This window comes from Schaalia canis (genome assembly GCF_003858455.1).
Lineage (GTDB): Bacteria > Actinomycetota > Actinomycetes > Actinomycetales > Actinomycetaceae > Pauljensenia > Pauljensenia canis.
Map to the genome: position 1 here is coordinate 127,569 of NZ_RQZF01000002.1, position 17,470 is coordinate 145,038.

General features: G+C 59.5%; 14 protein-coding genes and 1 other RNA gene. 6 read left to right on the forward strand and 9 right to left on the reverse strand.

Annotated features, from left to right (window positions below; genetic code table 11):
* Positions 1-111: 111 nt before the first annotated feature.
* On the forward strand, positions 112-1,821 hold the full coding sequence (locus EII11_RS03025; protein WP_124868495.1) for a phosphoenolpyruvate--protein phosphotransferase: 1,710 nt from the start codon (positions 112-114) through the stop codon (positions 1,819-1,821).
* Between the two features lie 109 nt (positions 1,822-1,930).
* Here the strand turns inward: EII11_RS03025 and recR are convergent, their stop codons facing one another.
* The 3 genes from recR to ffs form a co-directional block, all read right to left on the reverse strand.
* Positions 1,931-2,527, reverse strand: a complete 597-nt coding sequence (gene recR / locus EII11_RS03030; protein ID WP_124868497.1) for a recombination mediator RecR — start codon at positions 2,525-2,527, stop codon at positions 1,931-1,933.
* A gap of 3 nt (positions 2,528-2,530) precedes the next feature.
* Positions 2,531-5,512, reverse strand: coding sequence for a DNA polymerase III subunit gamma and tau (locus EII11_RS03035; protein WP_124868499.1), 2,982 nt, complete (start codon positions 5,510-5,512; stop codon positions 2,531-2,533).
* Between the two features lie 232 nt (positions 5,513-5,744).
* Positions 5,745-5,840: signal recognition particle sRNA small type (ffs, locus tag EII11_RS03040), an RNA gene on the reverse strand.
* A 366-nt stretch (positions 5,841-6,206) separates the two neighbouring features.
* On the opposite strand from ffs, the gene EII11_RS03045 reads away from it, so the two are divergent.
* Entirely contained in the window at positions 6,207-6,647 is a 441-nt protein-coding gene (locus EII11_RS03045) for a MarR family winged helix-turn-helix transcriptional regulator (protein WP_124868501.1), read from the forward strand.
* 356 nt (positions 6,648-7,003) lie between these two features.
* Here the strand turns inward: EII11_RS03045 and hemH are convergent, their stop codons facing one another.
* Complete coding sequence (gene hemH / locus EII11_RS03050) at positions 7,004-8,080, reverse strand: ferrochelatase (RefSeq protein ID WP_124868503.1); 1,077 nt, start codon at positions 8,078-8,080, stop codon at positions 7,004-7,006.
* 154 nt (positions 8,081-8,234) lie between these two features.
* Between hemH and EII11_RS03055 the strand changes: the two genes are divergently transcribed.
* A complete protein-coding gene (locus EII11_RS03055) occupies positions 8,235-9,257 on the forward strand; it encodes a DUF5692 family protein (RefSeq protein ID WP_205649213.1) in 1,023 nt (340 codons plus the stop codon).
* A 188-nt stretch (positions 9,258-9,445) separates the two neighbouring features.
* Here the strand turns inward: EII11_RS03055 and EII11_RS03060 are convergent, their stop codons facing one another.
* Positions 9,446-10,414, reverse strand: coding sequence for a hypothetical protein (locus tag EII11_RS03060; protein WP_420820441.1), 969 nt, complete (start codon positions 10,412-10,414; stop codon positions 9,446-9,448).
* Between the two features lie 333 nt (positions 10,415-10,747).
* Between EII11_RS03060 and EII11_RS03065 the strand changes: the two genes are divergently transcribed.
* Positions 10,748-12,091, forward strand: coding sequence for a DUF5692 family protein (locus EII11_RS03065; protein WP_124868507.1), 1,344 nt, complete (start codon positions 10,748-10,750; stop codon positions 12,089-12,091).
* 110 nt (positions 12,092-12,201) lie between these two features.
* Here the strand turns inward: EII11_RS03065 and EII11_RS03070 are convergent, their stop codons facing one another.
* The 3 genes from EII11_RS03070 to EII11_RS03080 are packed head-to-tail and all read right to left on the reverse strand — an operon-like array spanning position 12,202 to position 14,464.
* Positions 12,202-12,948, reverse strand: coding sequence for a hypothetical protein (locus tag EII11_RS03070; protein ID WP_124868509.1), 747 nt, complete (start codon positions 12,946-12,948; stop codon positions 12,202-12,204).
* Positions 12,945-13,748, reverse strand: a complete 804-nt coding sequence (locus tag EII11_RS03075; protein WP_124868511.1) for a hypothetical protein — start codon at positions 13,746-13,748, stop codon at positions 12,945-12,947. Before EII11_RS03075 ends, EII11_RS03070 begins: the two co-directional genes overlap by 4 nt.
* Entirely contained in the window at positions 13,745-14,464 is a 720-nt protein-coding gene (locus EII11_RS03080; RefSeq protein WP_124868513.1) for an ABC transporter ATP-binding protein, read from the reverse strand. The genes EII11_RS03075 and EII11_RS03080 overlap by 4 nt, the downstream gene beginning before the upstream one ends.
* A gap of 116 nt (positions 14,465-14,580) precedes the next feature.
* Between EII11_RS03080 and EII11_RS03085 the strand changes: the two genes are divergently transcribed.
* Complete coding sequence (locus EII11_RS03085) at positions 14,581-15,777, forward strand: sensor histidine kinase (protein WP_124868515.1); 1,197 nt, start codon at positions 14,581-14,583, stop codon at positions 15,775-15,777.
* Positions 15,770-16,456, forward strand: coding sequence for a response regulator (locus EII11_RS03090; protein WP_165867039.1), 687 nt, complete (start codon positions 15,770-15,772; stop codon positions 16,454-16,456). The genes EII11_RS03085 and EII11_RS03090 overlap by 8 nt, the downstream gene beginning before the upstream one ends.
* A 54-nt stretch (positions 16,457-16,510) precedes the next feature.
* On the opposite strand, the gene EII11_RS03095 is transcribed toward EII11_RS03090, so the two are convergent.
* Positions 16,511-17,005 (reverse strand): ribonuclease E inhibitor RraB, encoded by a 495-nt coding sequence (locus EII11_RS03095; protein ID WP_124868519.1) that lies wholly within the window; start codon positions 17,003-17,005, stop codon positions 16,511-16,513.
* Positions 17,006-17,470: the final 465 nt, after the last annotated feature.

Here is a 17,470-nt window from a genome sequence, read left to right on the forward strand (position 1 = left end):
CCTCGTAAAATACACGAGTACACACCCGAGCATGCCCCACAACGACTTAGCCGTCCCAAAGAAGTGACGTCAACGAGGTTTAGGCTGTGGGCAGCTCACCAAGGAGGAATAATGTCCGACTCGCCCATCGTTGTTCATGGCACCCCAGTCGTCCCCGGCGTTGCTTACGCTCCAGCGGTGTGGGCGCGCCGCCCTGAACTTCCTCCTTTAGAAGCTCCCGACCTTCCCGAGGACGCCCGCGAAGCTGAGGTTGAGCGTTTCAACGGCTGCACTGTTGCCGTCGCTGATGGCCTTTTCGCCCGCGCTTCCCAGGCGACCGGCCACGCCGCTGAAGTACTCACCGTGACGGCATCCCTTGCCACCGACCGCAGTTGGAAGAAGGATGTCGCGCGTCGCATCCGCGAGGGCAAGCCCGCCATCCAAGCCACCATTGCCGCCACCGAAAAGTACATTGCCATGTTCGAAAAGGCGGGCGGCCTGATGGCTGAACGCACCTCTGACCTGCGTGACGTGCGTGACCGCGTCCTCGCTCACCTGCAGGGGATTCCCGAACCAGGTATTCCCGTGGCGCACTCCCCGGTGGTTCTTCTTGCCGATGACCTCTCCCCCGCCGACACTGCCGGCCTCGTCCCTGACATGTACGTTGCGATCGCCACCGAGTTGGGCGGCCCAACCTCCCACACGTCGATCATTGCCCGCCAACTGGGTATTCCCTGCATTGTTGCTGCCCGCCAACTGGCACAGATTAACGAAGGCGACATGGTTCTTGTTGACGGGCGCCACGGCACTTTAGCCCTGGGTGTTGACCCGGTCCAAGCTGAAGCGCGCGTCGCTGAGGACGAAAAGCGCCGCGCCGCCATCGCCGCGTGGCAGGGTCCTGCGCGTACCGCTGACGGCGTGCCCGTGCAGCTACTTGCCAATGTGCAAGACGGCGAGGCTGCCCGCCATGCCTCCACCTCTTACGCTGAGGGCGTGGGCCTTTTCCGTACGGAGCTTCTGTTCCTTGACACCGCTGTCGAACCCAGCGTTGAGGCTCAAACTGACGCCTACGCGCCTGTCTTTTCAGCTTTCCCTGCTTCTAAGGTTGTCGTGCGCACCTTGGATGCTGGCTCGGATAAGCCCGTCCCCTTCGCCACGCTCATGCAGGAGTTCAACCCTGCGTTGGGGGTGCGCGGTATTCGCACCACCGGCCACAACCCTGACCTGCTGATTCGTCAGCTTGATGCCATTGCTGCGGCTGCCGCGCGCGAACCTGGGACGGATGTGTGGGTGATGGCACCGATGATCTCGACCGTCCCCGAAGCCGAATGGTTCGCTGGACTGGTGCGTGAGCGCGGCTTGAAGGCTGGCATCATGATCGAGGTACCCGCTGCGGCAATCCTTATTGATCGTTTCCTTGAGCACGTCGATTTCGTTTCCATCGGCACTAATGACCTCACTCAGTACACCCTGGCGGCAGATCGCATGTCACCAGACCTGGCTGAATACACTGACCCGTGGCAGCCGGCTCCCCTGGCGTTGATTGCTTCGGTTGCGGCTGCGGGTTTGCGGGCAGGTAAGCCTGTGGGCGTGTGCGGCGAGGCTGCGGCTGACTCTTTACTGGCTGCAGTTCTTGTTGGAATGGGCGTCACCAGTCTGTCGATGGCAACCTCTGCTATTCCAGGTGTCGGCGCTTTACTTGAAACCGTCACGCTGGAGCAATGCCGCGAGGCCGCCGCCGCTGTGCTTGCTTCTCGCGATCAGGGCGAGGCACGACTTGTTGCCCGTGAGATCCTGGTCCTGCGTCATGCGAAGGCGGAGGAAAGCACCCCGAGCAACTAGCGGTAGAGAGAGTCACCGACAGGACTCACCAGCGCCAGGGCTAAGCAGTGATGGGCCCAAGCAGCAAAGAGACTGGTAGGCGAAGGGGGCGGGTAGCACGCTGCCTGACTCAGACTAGCGCTTGTCGCCCTTCCATAGCCCGCCCCAGGGTGACTGAATCGGCGTATTCCAAGTCTCCGCCAACGGGTAGGCCCATGGCCAGGCGTGTTGTGGGCACTCCGATTGTTCGCAGTGTTCGCGCTAGGTAAGAGGCGGTAGCCTCGCCCTCAATGTTGGGGTTGGTGGCGAGGATAACCTCGGTGATCCTGTCGTCTTGAAGGCGGGTGAGGAGCTGGCGGATGCGCAGTTGGTCGGGGCCGATTCCTCGAATGGGATCGATTGCACCACCGAGAACGTGGTAGCGACCTCGGAACACACGCGAGTTTTCCATTGCGTGAATATCCTTCGCTTCCTGCACAACGCAGATCAGCGCAGGATCGCGGCTCGGATCGCGACAGATCATGCATTCTTCTGCTTCGGTCAAATTTCCGCAGGTGACGCAGTGACGAACGCGGGAACGTACCGCACTCATTGCCTCAATTAAGCGCTGCACGTCGTCAGCTTCAGCCTCCAGGAGGTGCAGGGCCATCCGTTGTGCAGACTTGGGCCCAACTCCAGGTAATTGTCCAAGTTCGTCGATGAGATTCTGTAGCGCGCCTTCAAACACAGGTCACCAGCCTCCTTCCGTCGTGATTTCCTCGATTACCTTACCGCCGAGCACTTCAAAGACAGCAGGTAGGCCGTGAGATTGTGAGTTTTCTACGTCAACGTCGTCTATTGAGGCTGAATCGTCCTCTGCGGCCGACACCTTTGGAGCGCTCATTGCTGCTGGCGTCGTGTTGGCCCTTGGCCCCTGAGCGCCGAAGGAGGGGCGTTCAGAAGGGGCGGGTGAGCCCATAGAGGGTGAGCCGATAGAGTCTGCTGCAGCGCCGCCCTCTACTGGCGTGAGTCGGGGGCGGGTGAATCCCGCGCTTGACGCATGTCCACTATTTGCCGAGGTTCTTCCCGTTGCCCGATCACCGTAGACGTCGTCGCCAAATACTGACGATGCTCCCAAGTGCGTTGACACCGGGGTTGAGGCGGTTTCAGATGCGTGTCCGCTCTGCACATTTGGCGTATCGGTGTCAGGGGAAGGCTGCGCAACGGCGGACCAGGCGGCAAGGGCCTGTGGCGCGGGGGGAGCGAAAGGATCGGGGGTTTGTGCGGCGGGGTCGAGGACGGAGGCTCGCTCCTCCAGAGGGACCGTGGGAGGCACTGCTGCCTCCGGCCATCCATGTGGATCCGCAGGCCATGTGTAATTGGCTCCCGGGCTTGAGTGTGCGTCTCCAGAGATTGAAGGTTCCTCTACCTGCGCTCCTGCAGGCATGACGGGCGTGGGCCAGTCAAGATCCCCTGAGGCACCCATTTCTGGTGCCTTGATTTCCGGCATCTCCGATTCCCGCGCCGTGGAGTCGGACACCACAGGCTCAGAGGGCACCGGCTCGGACAGCTCCGGTGCGGATGGCTCAGGTACAAACCTCACTGATTCAGGCGACGTGGGCTCGGGGGCTTGTGTGTGGGACATGCCTGTTTCAGGCCATTCTCCCCCTAGCCCCGCTGCTTTCGGCGTTGTTGGGCCGTTGTCTGACGGAAGAGGGGTTGAGACCTCTCCGTATGCGGCTTCTACACGAAAGGGGTCTGCCGGAGCAGAGACCTCCTGACGCTCATGAGCGTTCGCACCCTGCGCGGGGTGGGCAGCTTGAGCGGTCGGGGTTGTCACCTGAGCTCCCCCGCTTGCCTGGCCAACCTGGGCGATCACAGTCAGTGTCAATCCCGTTGCTTCGTGGATGGCTCGCTCAACGTCAACGCCGCGGTTGCCTCGCATGAAGTTGTCAACCATGCCTTCGGTGGGAAGGAGGACTACCGCAGTTGTTTCATCGACGCTGCCGAGCTGTCCGTTTCCTCTCAGCAGGCTCCACGCCACACGACTAATCGAGGAGAGGCGTTCAATGACCTCGGGCCAGCGCTGGCGCAGCATGTCGCTGTCTCGGCTTGCCGAGGGCGCAGGCGATTGCGGCATCGGGTGTTGTTGTGAAGCCTGGTCGTGGGAGAAACTCTGCCTTTGAGTAGGTGACTCAGCCTGTGCCGCGCTTGCCTCCCGAGGAGATTCGCTGTCGGCCAGTGGGCCTGCCGGTTGCGGCTCTCGCGTTTGTTCAACTACCGGCTGGGCTCCACTCTGGCCTACTGTGCCGCTACCGGGGACGGTGGCCGCAACATCTGTCCAGCCGCTTGCGACAGTCTCTGACGAGGTGTCTGCTGGTGGAGTGGTTTTTTCCTGGGGCTGCCCGGGCAGCGACCCTTGTGCAGAAGAGTGGGGGTGTTCAGATGGGGGAGCTCCCCCTTCTGCCTGGCGCTTACGGCGCAGCTCTTCACGGGCCTGAGCTGCACCGAAACGACGTCCGTCGCTACTTTCCTGCGCTGAGGAAGTACGCGCGTCGACCTCGTGGGGAGCCCCCCCTCCGGCCATGCCGACAGCGCCTGGCAGAGCAGGATCATTACTGCTGTGGCCACTGGTGACGGGTACGAGAATACGGCCAATAAGTAGTTCGAGCTGCAGGCGCGGAGAGGTTGCGCCGACCATGGAACGCAGTGCCTGGTCAGTAAGGTCAGCGGCCCGCGATAAATGACGCGGCCCCCAGTTGCGGGCTTGAGTGATCATGCGGTCAAGCTGGTCAGCCGGGGTTCCGCTAAGAACGTCGGCTGCACCATCTCCTGCGACGGAAATAATCAGGAGGTCACGCAGGCGTTGAAGAAGGTCTTCGACGAAACGACGAGGGTCATGCCCCGACTCAACCATGCGTTCGACCACTCGATAAACCGCCGCTCCATCGCCCCCTGCAAGAGCGTCAACGGTTTCGTCAAGAAGGGCGGCATCGGTGTAGCCCAAGAGCGAAACTGCCTGGTGATAGCCAAGGGTTCCGTCAATAGTTCCAGCCATGAGCTGGTCAAGAACAGAGAGGGTATCGCGCACCGATCCGCCACCTGCGCGAATGACAAGGCCGAGAACGCCAGGTGCAATCTCAATGCCTTCTTCCGCGCTGAGTTGAGCGAGATAGGGCTCAAGAGCGTCGGGGGGAACAAGGCGGAAGGGGTAGTGATGGGTGCGCGAGCGAATGGTGCCAAGGACACGATCGGGTTCTGTCGTCGCAAAAACGAATTTCACGTGCTCCGGTGGTTCTTCGACGAGTTTCAGAAGAGCATTGAATCCCTGAGGCGTGACCATATGAGCCTCATCGATGATGAACACTTTGTAGCGATCGCGAACGGGAGCAAAAGTCGCTCGCTCACGCAGTTCACGGGCGTCATCAACACCGCCGTGAGAGGCTGCGTCAATTTCGACAACGTCAAGAGAACCAGGGCCTCCGGTGGCGAGTTCTTTGCAGGAGTCACATTCGCCGCATGGGGTGTCTGTTGGCCCTTGAGCACAGTTCAGGCAGCGCGCCAGGATTCGAGCTGAGGTGGTCTTGCCACAGCCTCGTGGACCAGAAAAGAGGTAGGCATGAGTCACCTTATTTGCGCGCAGGGCAGCGCGCAGCGGGTCAGTGACGTGTTCCTGACCGATGACATGCGAAAAAGAGTCTGGGCGATAGCGGCGATAGAGTGCTGTGGTCACGCTTAGAACTCTACGGGGTGAACCCCTTATCTGGCGACGGGAGTCCCGCTTTCAGACAGATTGATTTTTCTCATGCTCTGAGACAAAACCCGTGCACTATTTGAGACAGGTTCACACATCTTTGAACCTCCTAAGACGCCTCAGTACTTACATCTCACACAGGGAGCAACCCTGACACGATGGTCAAAGTATCGGGCGTGAAAACATCCAGTTTCTATTGTCAATAAAGGAAACAAAGGATCCCTCGCGCACCCGACAGAGCGCCCTTATCCTTGCTGCCTTCCGGCCCTGGGGAGGTTCGAACGATGCCGTCACACGAGGGATCAGACATAGTCTACACCCCTTTGGGCGAAATAGACACTTTAAGGAACTTTCCAGCCGCACATACTGCAATACTGAGAGAATCCGTCTATCCTTAGTACTAAGGCGTTGCAAAAATGCCTTAGACCTCCACAGAGTCATCTCACAGCCTGAGACAGACACTGTGACCTCACTCCCACACTGGGAGATCGGGTGAGGTATTTTAATCCTTTCAACACTAGAACTGAGCTGTGTTAATGCGAATATCAATCGATTGCATCAAACGCAGAGACACTTTTCGTCGACATGTTTCTGACGCAACTGTCGCAATAAGGGCTCTTCACCCTTATTCTTTTTCTCTATCTATTCTTCAAATCTGACTGGAAGGATCATCATGCCAAGCTCAGCATCGCGCGCCAACTCCTGGGAGCGCTACTTCACCACCATCACCCGCCTCACCACCCACATCGAGGCACCCCTCAAGGCAAGCTGCCAGCTCACCATTCCTGAGTACAACGTCCTTTTGCACACCCAGCGCGCAGGCAATGACGGGATTCGCCCGCGAGAGTTGGCACGCGAAGTAGTTTTCAGCCCTTCGCGCCTGACCCACACCCTCAAGCGCCTCATTGACCGCGGCCTGCTCAGCCGTGCAGAATGCGCCACTGACGGCCGTGGCGGAATCATCTCTATCACCCCGGAAGGCGAAAAGCTTTTCAATCAGGCATCGCAGATTCATCGCGCGACTGTGCGCTCTGCTGTTCTGGATGACCTCACCGAGGAAGAGGCCGCCGTTCTTGATCGCGTCTTCGAGCGCATCCGCTCTCGCCTGGGCTGATCACCAGCGCCGATCTACGTGACGCCTCTCCCGGCAGGGGAGCAACACGCGAGATCGACAGTGCAGCCATGTCCTATGGTTGAGTGACACAACCATCGTTTGTGTCGCAGGTTGCATCACTCAATTACCGAGCGTGACTTTGTGCGGCCCCGATTCTGCACAGCTCGGTTCAGTGCGCCCTGACCGCTGCACTGAGGTTGACACTCTGGTTTTTAGCGGGCGCTTTCTTCCGGTCTGGGCTTGTCCCCCAATACAGGATGTCCTTGAGGGGGACAGGCACCACAATTCACCTCCCGCAATGATCTTGGGCGCGCTAGCATCCTAGCCCCACACTGCGGGCCCAAATGTGCACGGCTTTACGCCCGCACCGCAGCGGGGGCGTTCACCCACCCGGCCAGCACTTCCTTCGCCTGTTCTTCAAGCATGTCTACACATGCTGAAGAACCATTCGCCCACGGAATGTAATTGAAGGTCTTTCCGCCCGCATCAATGAAGACCTGGCGGTTCAAGACGTTAATTTCTTCAAGTGTTTCTAAGCAGTCTGCGACGAAGCCCGGACAGATCACATCCACGCGACGCCGCCCCTGTGCCCCAAGACTCTCCACTGTGTCGATGGTGGCTGGACCAATCCACTTCGCGGGCCCAAATACCGATTGATAGGTCAGGATGAGTTCCTTCTCGTTACATCCCAGTCGCTGACGCAAAAGCTTCACTGTGCGTTCACATTCCAACTGGTAGGGGTCCCCCTTATCTACCATTGCCTGTGGGATGGAGTGGAAAGAGGCGAGGACAACATCACCGGCCTCAAAATCAGGTCGCCCGTTTTTCTGCCAGGATTCTTCTAACGCCGTGGCAAGAGCTTCAATGTAGGCCGGTGCCCCCTCGTAGGAACGCACGGTGCGCACGGAAAGCTGATCCCGTGAGCCCAGCCCCCAACGCGCGACCTCGTCAAACACAGCACCCACGGTTGATGCTGAATACTGCGGATAAGCGGGCACGATAGCAACGCGTCGATACCCTTCAGCGTACAGGTCATCAAGAACCTCACGAATGTTGCCACTGCCGTAACACATTGCGGGGCGCACCTCGACGCTGCTTCCGAGGCGCTGACGCAGACCTTCCACCTGAGCCATCGTTCCCACGAGCAAAGGAGATCCCTCCTCGCTCCAAATCGTGCGGTAGGCATGAGCAACGCGAGAAGGGCGGATCCGTAAGATGATGCCCTCAAGAATGGGACGCCAGAGGATTGGGTGAGTTTCGATAACACGGCGGTCCGTGAGGAAAGCCCGCAAGAATCGCCGCACGGCCGAAGGTGTTGCTTCGTCGGGTGTTCCAAGGTTGACGATGAGCAGCGCTGGCTTCTGCGGCACATCAGCACTCAGGACTGCACGGTCCTCCGATTGTGAAAGTGACAGATTTTTCTTGCGTGTCATAACCGACACCATAGCGGCTTTCGACATGAGCAGATGTGACGCGGCGTCAGGTCATTTGGATACATATGTGCATCCGTGTCTGAAGTCCCATGATTTCGCGGAAAAAACGGAAAGAATAGCACTAATTCATTCAGTGTCGAAGGATGTGTTTTCCGTGTTCCTGACAAGCGCAACCGCGATCCCAGTACCCGATTACCCCACACTTTTCTTTTTCGAAACCGGCGAGTGGTGGGACTATCTCATGCTCGTCATCGTCACCGCCGGCCTTGCCTTCGGCGCATGGCTTGCCCAACGCTCAAAGTGGGCAGTAATCGCACTCTTCATCGTCATCCCCATTCTGCTCACGATCTTCTGGTGGCCCTACTCCACCGCAGGAACCAAATCCGCAGGCTGGTTCCCCATTGTCAAGCAGTATTCAGCCCTTCTAGGCTCGCTCTCCCTTGTCGCACTTCAATACTTCCCCAAGTTGCGACGCAAGAACTGGTACCTGCTTCTTCCCCCACTCATCCTCGCCATCAATATCCTTGAAGCCGTCATCCGCGACTTCCAGTGCTACGGCATCCACGGCCTCGACCCCTCCCAAGGCATCTTCACCTGGGGTGGGCCGTGGAATATCCTCAACGGCATTGCTGGCATCCTGAACCTTCTTGCCATTTCAGGCTGGGTCGGTATCTTCGTCGCCAAAGGCGAATCAAAGGCAATCATCTGGGGCGACCTCACCATTGGGTGGATCATTGCCTACGACCTGTGGAATCTCGCCTACGTGTACAACTGCCTGGGCGACCGCGCCTGGTACTCCGGCGTCGCACTGCTCGCCTCATGCACCATTCCAGCACTCCTCCCCTTCGGACGAGGCTCCTGGATTCAATACCGCGCCTACACCCTCACCCTCTGGTCAGCCGTAGTGCTCACCTTCCCCCACTTCATGCACGACTCCATCTTCGAGCACCGCCCCTCCCACAACCCAACCGCCCTGCTTCTTCTGTCGCTGGCAGCCTTCATTGCCAATGTCATCGTATTCATCTGGCACATCCGCACTATCGTGCGCGAGAAGCGCAACCCCTTTACCCAGGAGGTCTACCTCAATACACCCGCTTACAAGGAGATGATCAACAGCTTTGCCTCTCCCGAGGAAAAGGCCTACATTGCGTCGCGCAACCCTGGAGTGACCCTCTAAGGTTTCACTCAGCCCTCCCGTTTCACGGGAGGGCATCTCTTTGCCCGCTAACCATTCGGTGCCAGCTCAGGGCAGACAGCACAATTACCCACAGTCAAGGGGGCTGCGAACCTTCCGGTTCGCAGCCCCCTTTCCTCACCCTCGTCACAACTGCAGGTGAATGACGACTACGTCAACGGGCGGCCTCGTTAGCCACGCTTCTTACCCCAGCCAGGCAGGTAGGTACGCTCCATCTTCTGGCGGATCTGCTCCTCCCACGAGAATGCGGGCTCTTCCCATCCGTCGAAGTATTCCTCATCAACCGTTTCGGCCCACGGCGTGCCAGGACCGGTCGGAGGCCAGTTCGGGTTATCCGTTACCGGCGGGCGGATTTCAGCGACGGCAGGATTCTGACGTCCATAACGCATCCACTGGGTGTAGGTGTCCTCGAACAAGGGGGTGCCATCCCAGCGGCCAGCCGGAGTGGATGAGCCAAAGAAACGCCCGCCAAGAACGCCACGCTTAAAGCGACCCATCCACTGCTCGCGCTTGCGGAACTCTGCCAGACGCTTGACGTAAATGTTCTGCAGGTGGGTCATGCAGCCACCGATGAGCTCAATATTGATCCAGTTGATGAGCTTGGGCAGCGGCGTATCAGGCTCGTAGCCAATGCGCCAGTGGTTAATCAGGCGGCAACGCTCACCCTTGAGGGGGATGACGTAGAAACTCCACGCTGCAGCAAAGTGCTTCATCGTGGGGTAACGGAATGCGTAGGATCCGGGAGCAGCCGGAGGGTTCTTCGTATCCACCCACTGCGTGAGGTACTTACCGGGAACAACATCAGCCCATTCCATGGACATGCCTTGGAAGTCGAAACCTGCAATGTCGCCGGGCATCAGAGAGTCGGGCTGTTGGAACTCTTCTTGGATTTCATAGGAGTTGAAGAAAGGCAGGCGGGCGAAGGTGCGCTCAAGGAACTCCGAGGAGAAGGATCCAGACTTTTCGCAACCAATCTGCTTGAAGATACGCCACACAACATAGGCGGGAGCGTCAATGTCAATGGCATACGTTGATGAGTAAGCATTGGCGTAGTTGGCATCAACAATATCGTCGGAGGGGTACTTCCACTCCTGTTCCTCCTTGGTGGCCTTGCCCGTAAATTGGCTAAACACCACCATTCCTCCCAGCACGCTGGCGGCCGTTAGTCCACCAGCGGCAAGGAGTCCACGTGAGAGACCTTTGTGTCGGGACATGGGAAACTCCTTCATTCAAGAGGTGCATACACCTGTGTATCGCACTTACTCTCACTGTATTCGATCATTCGTGCACTTCTAGGTCTTTTGGGCCTAATTTTGCGCCGATACATAGATGTATCATCGGCTCATTATCCCCGCACCACGTAGCACGAGGCCCCTCTCCCGACCACCGAAGCACCCCCCATTTCACGGTACTTCACCACAGAAAATTCCGGGTTCGGCTGACGTCCTGCACTGCAACGAAGGAGTGAAGAAGTGTCGTCCTTATTCCTCTGGGAAATTGGCACTCCCAAGGTCTACCTCATCTGGGTAGTCGTCTTTGCCGCCCAGATCATCATTGCTGAAATCAACCGCCGCTGGAACTGGACGATCTTCGCCCTGTGGACCATCGGTGGCCTGGCCGCCATGCCCTACGCCGCCATCCACGGCACCCCCATGGTCGGATGGTTCCCCTTTGGTAAATATGCCATCATGGTCGCCACCGCCACCATGACCGGCGCCCTCCTTGTGTACGGCAAACGCAATCCCGTCAAAGCCCACCGCTACGCCATCTGGCTAGGCGTCGCCCTGTGGATTGGTCTGGCCGTCAACATCATGGAAGCCAATATCCGCGACCTCACCATCTTCTTCGAGGCCGACACCTACTACGCCTGCGGCGCCTCACCCGAATGCCTCCAATCCATTAACGATGCCCGCGTTGGCATCGACATGATTAATGGCCTGCCCGAAACACGAGGCGTCACCGCAGCCCTCCACTCCCCCGAGTGGTACCAAGCCGTCGCAGACAACTTCAAGGCCAACCACGTGGGCATTGACCCCGCCACAGGATTCCGCACCATCGGCGGCTACTGGAACATCATGTCCGCCATTGCTGGTCTGCTCAATATCATCACCATCACCGGCCTGGGCAAGATCGCCATTACCTCGCCCGGTAAGCAAAAGGTTCGCGGCCTCATCTGGGTCGATATGGTGTGGCCCTGGGTCATCGCCTACGACCTGTGGAACCACGCTTTCCTCTACAACGCCCTGGCAGACTACACCTGGTACTGCACGCTTGCCCTGCTGCTCGCCTGCACTATCCCGGCCTTCACTTGGGCAAAGGGCCAGTGGATCTGGTTCCGCTGCTTCACCCTCATGTTCTGGATCGCCGCCAACAACCTACTGCCAGAACTACTGGTTCCTCCGGCACACATGAACAACTTTGCGACCATGAACCCCGTGGCCAATATTGTCTGCGCCGCCGCCGCACTCATCTTTAACGTGGGCCTGTTCGTCTACTGGATCTACAAGATCGTCACCACCAAGCGCAACCCGCTGACCAACAACCTCTACTTTGAGCTTGGCGAGTTCCGCACCATCGTGCGCGAGCACTTCGACGATAAGGACAAGTACTTCCAGACTGACATAGTCCCCGAAACTCCCGCCGAACTTGGCTTTGAACCCGAATCGGCAACTCCCCCTGCCGACGGTTACGTTGGCTGGATGCCCTGGTGGACATCCGACAAGCGCTACCCCAAGCCCCGTACACCACTGTCCGCCGACCCTGGCCTCGTTGCCAAGGGCGTCACCAGCGACCCTGCGTGGGACGTGAAGGCCTGAAACAGGCTCCACCTACTCCACACCACGAGGCGCGCGCCCCATCCATTACTGGACGGGGCGCGCGCCTCATTCTTCCCCCCTCTCACGGGTTCAACTCAGAGGCCACGCCTCTACGCATCCTGACGAATGTGGAGTCCAAAAGCGACAAGCATGCCCGTAAGCGACCACGCCGCAAGCACACATGGTCCCCACTCGCCCTGCCCATTCACCCCACACGCATCCCCCGCCTCCGTGGCAAGCAGAAGGCAGCGCCCCACCACACCCGGAAGGAAAGCAGCGGCCTCGACCATAGAGGCCGCAATAGGAGCAAGAACGCAGGAAACGGCAACAAGCACACTCATAGCGGCCGTTCGACGCCCAATGATGCGCGCGCAAGCCGCACTCCACAGGGCCAAGCCCACACTATAGAGCGCGGTCGCCCCCATCTGGACTGCGACCCCCTTCCACCCCGAGAGAACCGGAGATCCCATTATCCAGGCGACAAGATGCGCCGCTCCCGAACTTGTACCACCCCACGCAGCAGCCAGAAACGCCACCCATGCCATGCGCGCACCAAGGAGGGGCGCCGGGGCGGGTGCAACCAAACGCACTGTCCGCGAAGAGCGGCCGACCTCGTCAATCAAGACGACCAGCACCCCCACAGCGACGGGAACAAACTGAGCCATCCCCACCACCGCAGCACTGAGGGTGACACCATCCAAGGCGCTTGCACCCACCCCTTCAGCGCTGCCCTGGCGTCCACGCACCATCACCACCGCCAAAACGACTGAGACCAGCAGCGACGCAGGAACGAACAGGTTCCCACCGGGTAGCCACACAAGCTGACGCCGACTCATGGCCGCATATCGGCGAATCATTTCCACTCCCTCCGCATCATGACCATCCACGCCACCACAAGTGGGATTACTGCCCACGCCACCAGCACTGCGGCATTGGTCATATCAGAACGCGTAACCCGTTCTAAAAGTTCCGGGTAGAAGAAGGTATTGTGCGGCAGTTGCTCGGGGATGATCAGTCCAAAGGCAGCGACATCCGGCAAAAGGGCGACATGGGTAGTCATTGACGAAAGTTGCAAGGACAGGGGCACCAAAGAGGAATTGACAATCAGCAACGCCAAGGGAAAAGTCGCCGACCTTGCCAGCAGTGTCAGCGCGTGGGACAGGAGGGCCATCGACACCCAGTAGCCGCACACAGCAGGTAGACGATCAAAGTAACGTAACCACATCTGCACGACGCCTACCCCCTCTGGTCGTCCCAGAAACACAATCAAGACGTAGCTGAAGAATGCCACCGCAAGGCTCAGCACAATCACAAGAATGGACTTCGCCAGCAGGGTTGGCCAGCGACGCGGAAAAGCCCCGTGATTCACCACCCACCCCGTGGCCTGTTGTCGAGTGGGGTCGGCGGTGAGGAAGTCACCGCTTGCAATCACTGCCCCAATGGTGACTGCCGGGATAATGAGCAGCGCGAGATTTTGCGGCACAACATCCAACGCCCCACATTCGACGCAGTCACTGCTCTGCCGGTTAGCAATGAACGTGATAATACCCGGCAGAGCACTGAGTGCAAGAGCAATGGGGACACCCATCGTTGACCAGGCTTTACGCCACTCTGCGTAGGTGGCGCGGCTCAGGAGCTGGAGCTGTGTCAGCATCACTGCCCCCGCCCTGTTGCCGCGAAGAAGGACTCTTCGAGGGAGCGGTGTCTGCCTTGGACCTCAGCCACTGCGCCGGCTGCGACGATGCGCCCCCGGTCAAGCATGATGACGTCATCGGCAATGCCCTCAAGTTCGTCAATGAGGTGACTCGAAACGAGGACGGTCCGACCTTCTTGGGCCCACTGTCGGCAATCCGATCGGAGTTGACGGATGCCCTGAGGGTCCAGACCGTTGAAAGGCTCATCAAGGAGGAGGACGGCGGGGTCACCGAGCATGGCTTGAGCCAGGGATAGACGCTGGCCCATCCCTAAAGAAAAGGTTCCGACAGGCTGTCGGGCGGCCTCACTCAGACCCATGCGCTCAAGCATTTCCTCGGCGCGAGAAACAGGAATACCTGCCGCTGCGCACAGCCAGGCGAGGTGCTGGCGGGCGCTGCGTTTCGGGTGCGCGCCCGGGCCGTCAAGCATGGTTCCCACTGTTTCGAGGGGGGAGCTGAGCTGACGGTAGGGTCGGTCCCCAACGAGGGCTTGCCCCTGTGTGGGGCGATCCAAGCCGACAATGCAGCGTACAAGGGAGGATTTTCCCGCGCCGTTTTCTCCGATCAGGCCGGTGACTTTCCCTGGGCCTATGCTCGTGTGAATGTCGGTGAGGACGGCGCGCGTCCCTCGTTGTTTATGCAGGTGAGTGATGGTCACTGTGACGGGTTCTGCTCTCATACCCCCATCCTTGCGCCACTCCCCTGGCCCCACATCAGCCCCTGTGCCGATCTTTCAGGCATCAGCTCAGCCTCTAGGCTGAGGCCAAGTCCCCCATCAGGCTCTACACTCGCACTATGTCCACGACCGATCCCCTGACCGGCGCTGTCTCTTCCTCTTTTGCCTCGGCCACGCCTGATGGCACTGCCTCGCGGGCTGTGCCCGCCGACCCCGTCAGCTCCGTCAGCTCCGTCAGCTCCGGGCTGGCGGTGGAACCCCGTTCCTGGCGTTCTCAGCGCAGCACCTACCTGACACTGGGCCTGTGTCTGTCGACCGTCTTCATGGTCATGGGGATCGAAGGAGTGTCGTCCTGGGTCGTGTGGGGGATCCGCCTGGGTGTCCTTGCCCTCATTGTGGTCACCATCTGGAGTGTGCGCAGCGATCGGCGCGCCCACCGGCGAGAACTCCAGGCATTGATGGTTCACCGGGCCATCGCCGAAGAGAGGCTACGCCTCGCGCAGAACCTGCACGACATTATTTCCGATGGTCTTGGGACGATCTCGGTGCGAGCCACCGTCGCCCACCGCCTAAGTGGCCGCGAGGGGCCCGCCCTGGACCGTTTGGAGCAGGCTCGCCTGGCGCTGGACGATATTAGCGTGACATCACGGCAGACCGTTGACCAGCTGCGCAAGATGCTCGAAATTCTTCACACCCCGCCCACCCTCACTCCCCCAGTGTCGGAGCCTTCCACTCCTGCACCCGGCACTCCTCCTCCGCTCGCGCCGCACGCATCGGCCGCTATTCCCCCCGCCCGCGACGTCGCCGCCATTATCGACGGAGCACGGCGCTCCGGCCTCGTCCTCGATATTGATGACCCCTCGGGGTACCTGGCGCTCACGGACTCTGTGTCGCCCGCGCTCATGGGACGCGACGAGGCCACCTCGCCCATTACGCACGGCGGATCGGCGCCCTCAGCCCGCATCCTTCCCGCCCCGCTCGTCGAAGCCCTTCACTGCGGCCTGCAGAACGCAGCGCGCCACGCCGGACCCACCCGCGTCACCGTCGCCATCAGCGTTGGCGAAGGCGTCAACGAGGGCGAGGCCGAGCTCCTCCTCTACGTCCGCGACGAGGGACCCGCAGACGGCTGGGTTCCCTCTCCGGGTGCAGGTGTAGCCCTTCATCACCTCGCGCACACGTGCGAAACGGCAGGTGGAAGCATGCGGGCTGGCCCCACTCCGACAGGAGGTTTCCTCCTCACGGCAGCAGTGCCCCTGCCCATACTGCAGCACGCTCCTCATCCTTCGAATGCCTCCGATGAGACCACTGATGACTGATACCACTCCCATTCGCGTCGCGATCGCCGACGATCAGGCCCTCCTGCGTGGATCCCTGTGCGCTTTACTGAACTCAGAGAACAGTTTCGAGGTTCTCTGGGAGGCCGCGTCCGGCCCTGAAGCCTTACGTCTCTGCGCTGAAGCATTACCCGATGTGCTACTCCTTGATATTCGGATGCCAGGCGGTGATGGCCTTGACGCTCTCCGCCAGATTCGTGCACTCCACGGCCGCAGTATTCGCATTCTCATGCTCACGATGTACGAGGTCGATGACTACCTCCGCCAGGCTCTGGCCGACGGAGCAGACGGTTATCTACTTAAAGATAGCGCCCCCGATGAACTCATTACGGCGGTGAAGGGGGCAGCAAAGGGGCATCCGCAGATGTCAGCCCAGGTTATGCGCACCCTGATGAGCAGTATCATTCATGGCGTACCGTCGCGGGGCTTGGATACTCCACCCGAAGTGCCACTCCTCACAGGTGAGCATCTGACTCCTCGTGAGCGCGAGGTGCTCGCCTTGATCGCGGAGGGGCTCAGTAATGAAGAGATCGAACAGCGTCTGGTGATTTCACGAGCAACGTTGAAGACCCACATTGCTTCACTCCGGCGAAAAACTGGCGTGAATGACCGCGTCAAGCTCGCTCTACTGGGGGTATCGTCACAAATAGACGTGAAATAGAAGCGCGACACTTTCCATCCAGAACGAGACAATAAGAACTGCTAGCCGCGTGGTTCAGACGTCAAAGCCGGCGGCCTCCCAGCCGTCGTATTCGCCGTTGAAACGCTCAGCAAGTTCTTCGAAGAAAGCACGAATCCCCGGCATGGTGGTGGCGTTGGTGGGCTGGTCGTCGCGTCTGACGGTCATCGACCAGTCAGGGTAGCCGTCAAGCTGATAGACGCCCTCACGCGCCCCCAGCCATCCGACCCGTTGAGCCTCAACGAGGGCGGCACGGGCAGCCTCTTCGGTGGGGAAATATAGGTAGTGGACCTGGTCGCGCGGCAAAGCCAGATCAACGCGCTCACTGAGGATTGTCAGAATCTGCGTGTCCCCGGGGTGGCTGGTTGCGGTTCCTACTGTGACAAGAGGCTTATCCAGCGTGGATCGCGGCGTTGGAGCCAGGGCTGGACTCAGTGCTGGAGTCAGCGCGTTGGCTCCCTGGGTTACCGGGATCATCTGCTCGTCAACGGCTGAACCCCTGGCCCTTCGGAAGAAGTCGAACAACCCCATAGGTTCCCTTTCGTGGCAGTCCGTGGTGCGGCCTGCCGATCGGGCGCCATGTTGTCAGGTGCAACACGGCGGCATGCTTTCTCAACGCTGAGCTGTTCCCTCCATTCTTCGACATAAGGGGAATATTCGCATGTCGAATACTGTTTCGTAGGGTTTTTATGAGATGGTCTTGCTTTTCAGAGAACCCTAGTGGACGAAAATGCAGGTGAACACCAAATAGGCACTCGCTGAGGTAGCTCCCTAGACGAATGCGAAGCACCTGAACCTGCCGGTGAGTTACCACATCTCAGAAGCCCTCAGCCATGCAGTCACGCGCTTCCCGTTCGCGTGCCTGTAGCGCCGATAAGGGGCGCCGCTACGTCCTCGTCCAACAAGTTGGGTGTCTACATTGAGGTTCTTAACGATGCTAATTCCTACCAGGAACGCGGGTCTGAGCCACAACACTCTACAAAGTAGCGCCTTGTT